Origin of the sequence: Massilia sp., from assembly GCF_031995545.1 — a bacterium.
Taxonomy (GTDB): domain Bacteria; phylum Pseudomonadota; class Gammaproteobacteria; order Burkholderiales; family Burkholderiaceae_D; genus Telluria.
On sequence record NZ_DAMAGA010000063.1, the window covers coordinates 7,191 to 14,640 of the forward strand.

The window sequence follows — 7,450 nt, forward strand, 5'->3', positions numbered from 1 at the left end:
TGCCGCTCATCAGCATCAATGACGCCATCCTCACCGTCAAAGTTGCCAATCAAAGCAAGATCATGGGAAAGCGCAAACAGGACTTCCGTGTTGCGCAACCCGAAACCAGGTGAGCCGAACGCTTGTTCTGGCGGGTTGGTCCACTGGAGGGCGACTGGGTGATCAGACGTTACGAATCCTCCGGTTCCTGGTGACGCGCGAACGAGCAGCCAGTTCCGCCTCCCCAGCAGCGGCAGCACCTCATAAGCTAGCTTCAGCTCTTGCTGTACGTGGTGGGTGGTCGAGACAGCGATGGAGTACTGGTCACGATCGAAGAAGTCGAGCATCCTTTCGTACGGGAGAATGTTATTTGCGTCAAGGACGCCTGCGCGCGCTGCGTCAGCAAAAGTAGCCTCGTAGCGCTCCTTCGTCGCCAAGGTAAGGCCCAGAACCCGCTTCATGACCTGCTCATGGCCTTGTCGAATGTTTTCGCGCATTCCGGGACTGCGCACCGCAAGCAGAGCGATCAGGTTCCATACGAGATTGAGATCTTCCGGGTCACGAACCTCGCGGTCATGGCAAATGCGCTCAAGCGCCTTGGCGAGGCAGCTTTCGAATACCGCCACGCCAGATTCAACATGATTCGGGTCGATCCCATCGATGTCAATACGGTTGAAGTCACGCGCTGCGGCCACGTTGCGTGGAACAGTCATGAATTGCCTATTTGCTTCAAAGTCGGCGACATGCAACTGGGCGTTCTTACTCCGACTCTTAGCAAAACCCTTCAGGTAGCACTGGGGTACCCAGTGGTGATTGCGCGCGTTGTTTCCGACCATGAAAAACCATCCCAGTTTGTCTACCTAGTCCGCATTTCGTACCAGGGAGAGAGCATTTTAGCGCAGCCGTAGACGTACACGCGGGATAATTTATGATTATCCCATGTCGTCTTTTAGGCCTAAATGAGCACAAAGGCAGCGGAATTCAGTATGTACTACGTTAGTATGTAATTTAGTATGTTATTTAGTGGGGTACGTGATGGCTCGCTCAGGTGTGTATTTTTCAGATGTCAAACGCGCCCGTGACGAGGTGATGGCTCAGGGCCGACACCCATCAATCGACGCGGTCCGGGCTGCGTTGGGCAATACAGGGTCCAAAACGACGATCCACAAATACCTGCGCGAAATCGAGGTCGAGGAGGGCGGCTCGACACAGGCTGTCAGTGATGCCATCCTCGCCCTGGTGACGCAGCTGGCAGAACAGCTCAAAAGGGAGGCTACGGCTGAGCTCGACGAGGTGCGGGCGCGGATGGACGATCAGCGCGCCGCTGACGAGCGTGCCCGGGCTGAACTGGAAGCGCAGCTCGGCGAGGCGCGACGGGCTGTCAACGATGTCTCGCGACGCCTTGAAGCGCGCGAGCAGGACCTTGCGACCGTCCAAAACCAGCTCGGCGCCGAGAAGATCGCGCGGCATACCGCGGAGCAGCGCGTGCTTGATCTGAATGGCAGGCTGGCCGACGCCGAACGGCACCAAGCCTCGCTGGAAGAAAAGCACAAACATGCGCGGGACGGCTTGGAACATTATCGTACGGCAGCCAAGGAACAGCGCGAACAGGAGCAACGCCGGCATGAGCACCAGGTCCATGGGCTACAAACGGAACTGAAGCAGGCGCAGCTTGCGTTTTCGCTCAAGCAGGAAGAGTTGACGCGATTGAACAAGGAGGCGGCCGCGCTCGCGACCGAACTCGGTTCGGTCAAGCAGGCTCTGCATCTTGAACGTGAAGCCAGCCGCAACCAAACGAAGAAGGTCGAGCAGCTGCAGGCCGTCGAGGCGCGGGCTGCCGTGCTCGAGGCACAACTGGTCGAAAGCAGGACGCGGTTAGCTGAGGCTGGGGAAACGGCCGCGCGTGCGGACATCGCGTCCGACGAATTGCGGCTGCAAATCTCCGCGCTCGAAGTGGAACTGTCTGCGGCGAAAAGTGCAATCGCGTTGGAAGAACGCTTGGCGAAGCTGGACAAAGCAGTGTTTGGTGGTGAACCGACCAGCAGGCTGAACGCGCACTCGGGAAGCGAGTGACGATGGCAGTGCGGTTGGCGATCGGCGCGCCGTCCGCGTTCGGATTGCTGGACGGGGCTGACGGCCGCTGGCGCAGTTGAAGATCGACACCAGATCATCTAAGCTGAACGATGCGTCGCCCGACGCATTTCCCGGAAGCGGTTGGAAGCAAATTTGTGAGACAGATGCGGACAGCGGTATCTAACAGTTTTACTTCCAAAGATCTAACAGCTTTGCTTCCGAGAGCTGTTCGACCGTTCTGGAGACCAGGTGGCTGGCCACCTCTAAAACCTATACTTCGCATAATCTATATTATGTTAAATGTGCTATTGATTGCGTCCAGGATCAGGCGATGGACAGGGACAGCGCGTACCTCCCCGTCAGTTCTGCCTGACCGATTCGCCAGCAACCCAGTACACCGCCGATGCGTCGTCAGCAGCTTTGACAGCGCGATTTGCTGTGTCCCCTGCAGAGCGTTCGAAAGCACGAAGTTCGTCGATCAGCGCAGCCGGACCGCGTTCCTCGCAACGCGCAAGCAATCCGGCGTCGGTGTACAGGCCGTACGGATCCACTAGCCGGTAGAAGCCGTCCGTCATCACCAGCAAGCCGTCTCCGGTCGCGAGTTCGAGCGTGCACGTGCGCGCCTGGAATGGTCCCTGTGGTTGAAGGCACAGAACCGTCGGCGCCGGCGAACGATGCTGCGATTCGCGCCGGGCGCGGAGCATCGGCAGCATCCGTTCGCGACGTTCGTCCGCGTCGATGACACCTGCAGCGCGCAGCCGGGCGATTTCTGCTTGCAGAACGGTCTCCTGGGGATTGAAGTAAGGATCCGGGTCGATTACATCGCCATTCGCGGTACGCAGCAAGGTCTTGCAGTCTCCGAGGCTGTACAGCGTTGCTTTCGTTTGTCCGTCGCGCCCGCTGATACGCACCCATGTGATCGCGGCGATTGGCCTGGCGTGCACTGGAACCGGCGCGCCGTCGGCCATGTGTTTGTATGCCGACTGCACGGCGCCGATTGCGGCATGCACGCTGTCCTGCTGGGACCGTTCTGGCGATGCAACGCGTTCGATTTCAGCTGCGAATGTCTTGACGAACCAGGCAACATCGCTATGAACCGGGTCGATGTAGTCACGTGCCGCGACCGACGTACCGCCGTCAATTACCAGCAGGTCGGTCATTTCCGGGCAGGAGAAAACGGCAATATGATCGTCGTTGCGATTGGAATTCGCTCCATCGCTCAGGTACTGAACTTTCATCGCCATCATTGTCTGTTCAAGAAGATTGCAGCGACTCTACCCGGGCGCCAGGTGGAAGACAACAGCTAGTTCCCCTGACGGGTCTTACTCGACAATATATATGCTAATGTCGAGTTAAGGTCAGGGGTTCAAACGCTCGTCTGCGTTACGCAATTGTGCTCGATCGGAACGCTAATCTAACGCTGAAAAATGTAATTCCTGCCGTTACAGAATCCGAACAAGACTTTGTCGCAACTGGCCGACTTTCACGACCTGCGCGACTGCACTTGTATCCCTGCTGCCGTCGAACGTTGGCAGAGTCCGAATCCTGAAGGAACTTCCGAAGCCCGCCGGACCCTTCTCGTTTAATAGCAGCATCCACGCGTCAACCGAGACTCCGAGGCCATCCGGAGCCATCAACTTGGGCGTCGAAAAGACCAGCCTACCCGCTTTCGATACGTGCGCAGGAGCCGCGCGGCCGCGCACGGCACGCGCACGCGTTTGCACCCTGCCCGCGCCTGCGCAACAATGGACTCATGCGAACTGGACGTTTATGAAAGGAACAGTATGAATATCACCGTAGCCAATACCCTCCCCGACACCGCCCGCATCACCCTGGTCGGCGAACTGCAGGACGGCAGCTTCAAGGCCAAGGTCATGACCGAAACCGACGTCCCCTACACGCCGTACTGGGACAACCTGCTCGAACAACGCATCATCTATATCCAGCCTGACGACGAACAGCTGACTTCGATCCTGGCAGCACTCAACGAAGGCAGAATGTCACTCGACGAGTTGCAGAATTACGGCAGCTCGGACGGCGGCACGTCCTCGATCCCCGTCTGACCTCGCAACCAAAGGTTGAGTTAGCGATAGGCCTCATGCAGGAGGGCTAGACCGTCACTCGACGAGTTGCAGAATCACGGCGACTCGTCGGGCAGCGCATCATCGTCGCCGGCCTGCTCTTCTACGGCACCGCTTTCGCCGGTCTGCCGCGCCGAGACCGTACCTGCACCAATCCCCTTGTCACCCCCGGAACCCAGGATCTCATCATGGCGCTCCTTGTCGGTCTTGTGCAGATAGGCCGCCGTGGTCGCGATGTTGGCGTGGCCGGCAGTGTCCTGCAGCGTCTTGAGCTGTACCCCGCTGTTGGCGTGATTGGTCAGCATGCTATGGCGCAGCCAGTGCGGCGAAGCCTGGCGCAGCATCGAGGCGCTGTCGCCGTCGCCCTGGGACGCGGCCTCGTCGGCGGCCAGCTGGAAGACCGCTTTCAGCGCTTCCGCCGCCGCTTCGTCCGTGATGCGCACGAACTCTTTGGTACGGCTGGACAGCACCAGTGGCGTGCGATCGCCGCGGCTGGTCTGCGGGAGTAGTCCATAGGCCCGCCGATAATCACGGTAGGCGGCCAGCGTCGCCGGCGGTACCGGCAGCCGGCGCGGCTTGTTGCCTTTGCCGACCACGTCGAGCCACCAGCGCCCGTCCCCTTCGCTGTAGATCGATCCCATATGTGCGCTGACGATCTCGTTCAGGCGTGCGCCGGTTTGGGCGAACGCGATCAGCAAAAACCGGTCGCGTTCGCGCTGGCGCGCCGCCGCTTCCGACTCGCCCGGACGCGCTTCGGCTGCCGCCAATGCATAGGCAATCGCCTGCGGCGTCAGGTAGCGCGTGATGCGGCTGGCATGCGGCGCGCGCACGTTGCGCACCAGGCGCGCCGGGTTGCGGCGCAGGTAGCCGGTATGTTCGGCGAACGCCAGCACCCCCTTCACCGCGATCATCGCCTGGCGCCGGCTGGTGTCCGACAGCGGACCGGTGAACGGCCGATAGCGCGGATCGTTGCGTGGCCACTTGGTGGTCGACACCCATTCCGGCGGCGGCTGGCGGATGAATTCCTTGTAGGCGTTGAGATCAGCGACCGTCAGCTGCTGGAAGGTTTTCTTCGCTTCTTCGCGGCACCAGCTCAGGAAGCGGTACAGCTCCTTCTGCAGGTTTGCGATCGATTTTGGACTCAGTTCCCCATGCGAGATATACTCGCGCGCCAGTTCGGCGTCGCTGGTGGCCGAGGTGACCGGCTCGTCGTGCACGCCGCGGAAAATGCCGGCGTCCGGCCGGCTGGCCGCAGCGCGGTCGGGATGCGCTTCGGGTAGCGGGTCGAGATCGATCGGCAGAAAAACGGGCATGGCAAATTGCTAAATGACTGTATGGATATACAGTATAGCATCGCGGCCCACCCGTCCGGAAGGTTTATAGTTGAGTCTGCATCAAGACCCCGGCTGCAGTCATCAAAGCTGGCCGGAGCGTCGCGATTACACCGGCGCCGAGGCGGCAGCGCGCAGCGCGTCGCCCGGTTTATCGGCCATCGCCCGGCATTCGGCGGCGCAGCGGCGGCAGGCGGCCGCGCACTGCTGGCAATGATCCATCTGGTGGCTGCCGCATTCGGCGGCGCACATCTCGCACAGGTCGGCGCATGCAGCGCAGATCGCGGCGGCCGCTTCCGAACCGCGCGCCATCATGGCCGCTGCCACACGGCACAGCTGGGCGCAGTCGATGTCCAGCGCAATGCAGCGCGACATCATCTTGACGTCTTCTTCGTGCAGGCAGCTGGCGGCGCAGAAGTCGCAGGCGTCGGCGCAGTCGTTGCAGGCTTCGATACAATTGGCGTATTGGGCGCGTTCCATCGTTTCCTCCATCGGTAGCGGCCTACCGTAGCATTCCCGGCCATGGCTCGCCGCACGGTACCGCCGTGCAAGCGCGTTCGGCCGAGTCCTACAGCGCCACGCCAGCTCGGCCGATAGCGCCAGCCTCACATGCGCGCCAGAATGGGCAACAGATCAACCCAGGAGGCCACATGAACAACAACCCTACCACTTCGTCGGGCCAGGACGCACCTTCGACCGCCATCGGTGGCCAGACCAGCGGCCAGCAAGGCGCCAGCCCGGTGCATGAAACCCAACAGGAAACCGGTGGCAACGGCGGCGCGGGAATGACGCGCAACCAGGCCGGCCCGGACGTGAATGCGCCCAACGGTGCGCCGGGACAAGTCCCGCCCCCGACCGCCGCCCCCGATGGTGCGCCCGTGGTCGGCGGCAACCCGCGCCAGCCGGCCGACAGCGCCATGACGCACGCCAATCCCGGCGCGCAGGATACCCGCTCGGGCCAGGCCGGTCCGCGCGACACCGGACTCGGGTCGCCGGAAACCGGCGGCAACCAGGACGCAGGCGACCTGCCGCCGGTGCAGCCCTGAAGCGGTGGGGTAACGGCGTCAGGCCGGCGCGAGCGCTTGTTGCCGCGCCAGCCGGCGCCACCACCACCAGGACACGATGGCGTTGATCCAGAACGCCATGTACAGGATCGACGTCAGCACCAGGCCGCGGCTGTAGTACAGCGGCACGGCGATGGTATTAACGATCAGCCAGACCGCCCAGTTTTCGATGCGCCGCCCCATCATCAGGAGCTGGGCGATGACGCTGAACACCAGCACTGCGGAATCGATGAACGGCGCATAGGCGTCGGTATAAAAATGCAGCAACGCGCCATAGGCGGCGGTAGCGGCAATCCCGGCCGGCACCATCCAGGCCAGCGTGCGCCAGTCGGCATGGGTAATCGGCAGCGGTGCGCCATTCTTTCCATGCAGCCAGCGCCACCAGCCGAGCACGCCGGTAGCGACGAAGAAGGCTTGCAGCACCACGTCCGCATACAGCCGGCTCTCGGCGAACAGCAGGCCGAACAGCGTGCAGCCGACGATGCCGGTCCACCAGGTATGCACGTTATTGCGCCCGGCCAGCAGGATGGCAATGGCGGTGAAGGCGTTGGCCGCCAGTTCCAGCAGGCTCGGCATCGTCATGCGGCGCTGCCTGTTGGCTGGGGTCGGATCATGATGTCGCTCCAGAATTGAGGAGCGGCTACTGTAAGCGAGACCGATGCTTTGCCGCAAGGTCTCGCCATTCCACTGGACTTACATGCGGATCGTACCGTGCTCGGCATCCACATCCGGCTGGGTACCGGTCACCGCCGCCTTGGCCATGGCGAACACCCGCACCATCTTGCTGTCGTTCGAATCCCAGTACTCGGCCGCGTGCGGCACCACGCGCACCAGCACAGCATGCTGGTCTTGCGGGCCGGCCGGGAACCAGCCCAGCGCCGCCGCGCCGCTTGCCGCCAGCAGGCCCGCCAGGCCGCCGACC

The 7,450-nt window shown here is 61.9% G+C and carries 9 protein-coding genes; 3 read left to right on the forward strand and 6 right to left on the reverse strand.

The features are described from left to right. On the reverse strand, positions 1–815 hold an 815-nt coding region (locus RTQ83_RS23435), incomplete at its 3' end, for a DUF4238 domain-containing protein (protein ID WP_312520225.1). A gap of 199 nt (positions 816–1,014) precedes the next feature. Between RTQ83_RS23435 and RTQ83_RS23440 the strand changes: the two genes are divergently transcribed. Next, complete coding sequence (locus RTQ83_RS23440) at positions 1,015–2,052, forward strand: DNA-binding protein (RefSeq protein ID WP_312520228.1); 1,038 nt, start codon at positions 1,015–1,017, stop codon at positions 2,050–2,052. A 359-nt stretch (positions 2,053–2,411) separates the two neighbouring features. On the opposite strand, the gene RTQ83_RS23445 is transcribed toward RTQ83_RS23440, so the two are convergent. After that, the gene (locus RTQ83_RS23445) at positions 2,412–3,299 is read right to left on the reverse strand and encodes a protein phosphatase 2C domain-containing protein (protein WP_312520231.1); all 888 of its coding nucleotides are present in this window, start codon (positions 3,297–3,299) and stop codon (positions 2,412–2,414) included. Positions 3,300–3,836: 537 nt separating this feature from the next. Here RTQ83_RS23445 and RTQ83_RS23450 point away from each other — a divergent pair. Then, complete coding sequence (locus tag RTQ83_RS23450; RefSeq protein ID WP_312520234.1) at positions 3,837–4,115, forward strand: hypothetical protein; 279 nt, start codon at positions 3,837–3,839, stop codon at positions 4,113–4,115. 74 nt (positions 4,116–4,189) lie between these two features. On the opposite strand, the gene RTQ83_RS23455 is transcribed toward RTQ83_RS23450, so the two are convergent. After that, entirely contained in the window at positions 4,190–5,446 is a 1,257-nt protein-coding gene (locus RTQ83_RS23455; protein ID WP_312520237.1) for a site-specific integrase, read from the reverse strand. A gap of 126 nt (positions 5,447–5,572) precedes the next feature. After that, positions 5,573–5,944, reverse strand: a complete 372-nt coding sequence (locus RTQ83_RS23460) for a four-helix bundle copper-binding protein (RefSeq protein WP_312520240.1) — start codon at positions 5,942–5,944, stop codon at positions 5,573–5,575. Positions 5,945–6,114: 170 nt separating this feature from the next. Between RTQ83_RS23460 and RTQ83_RS23465 the strand changes: the two genes are divergently transcribed. Beyond that, positions 6,115–6,510: a hypothetical protein gene (locus RTQ83_RS23465; protein ID WP_312520243.1), complete on the forward strand. Its 396-nt coding sequence runs from the start codon at positions 6,115–6,117 to the stop codon at positions 6,508–6,510. An 18-nt stretch (positions 6,511–6,528) separates the two neighbouring features. On the opposite strand, the gene pnuC is transcribed toward RTQ83_RS23465, so the two are convergent. Together pnuC and RTQ83_RS23475 are read right to left on the reverse strand one after the other, a co-directional pair. Beyond that, positions 6,529–7,104, reverse strand: a complete 576-nt coding sequence (gene pnuC / locus RTQ83_RS23470) for a nicotinamide riboside transporter PnuC (RefSeq protein WP_312520249.1) — start codon at positions 7,102–7,104, stop codon at positions 6,529–6,531. Positions 7,105–7,221: 117 nt separating this feature from the next. Continuing rightward, positions 7,222–7,450 (reverse strand): pyridoxamine 5'-phosphate oxidase family protein (locus RTQ83_RS23475; protein WP_312520246.1); only part of this gene is annotated, 229 nt, incomplete at its 5' end.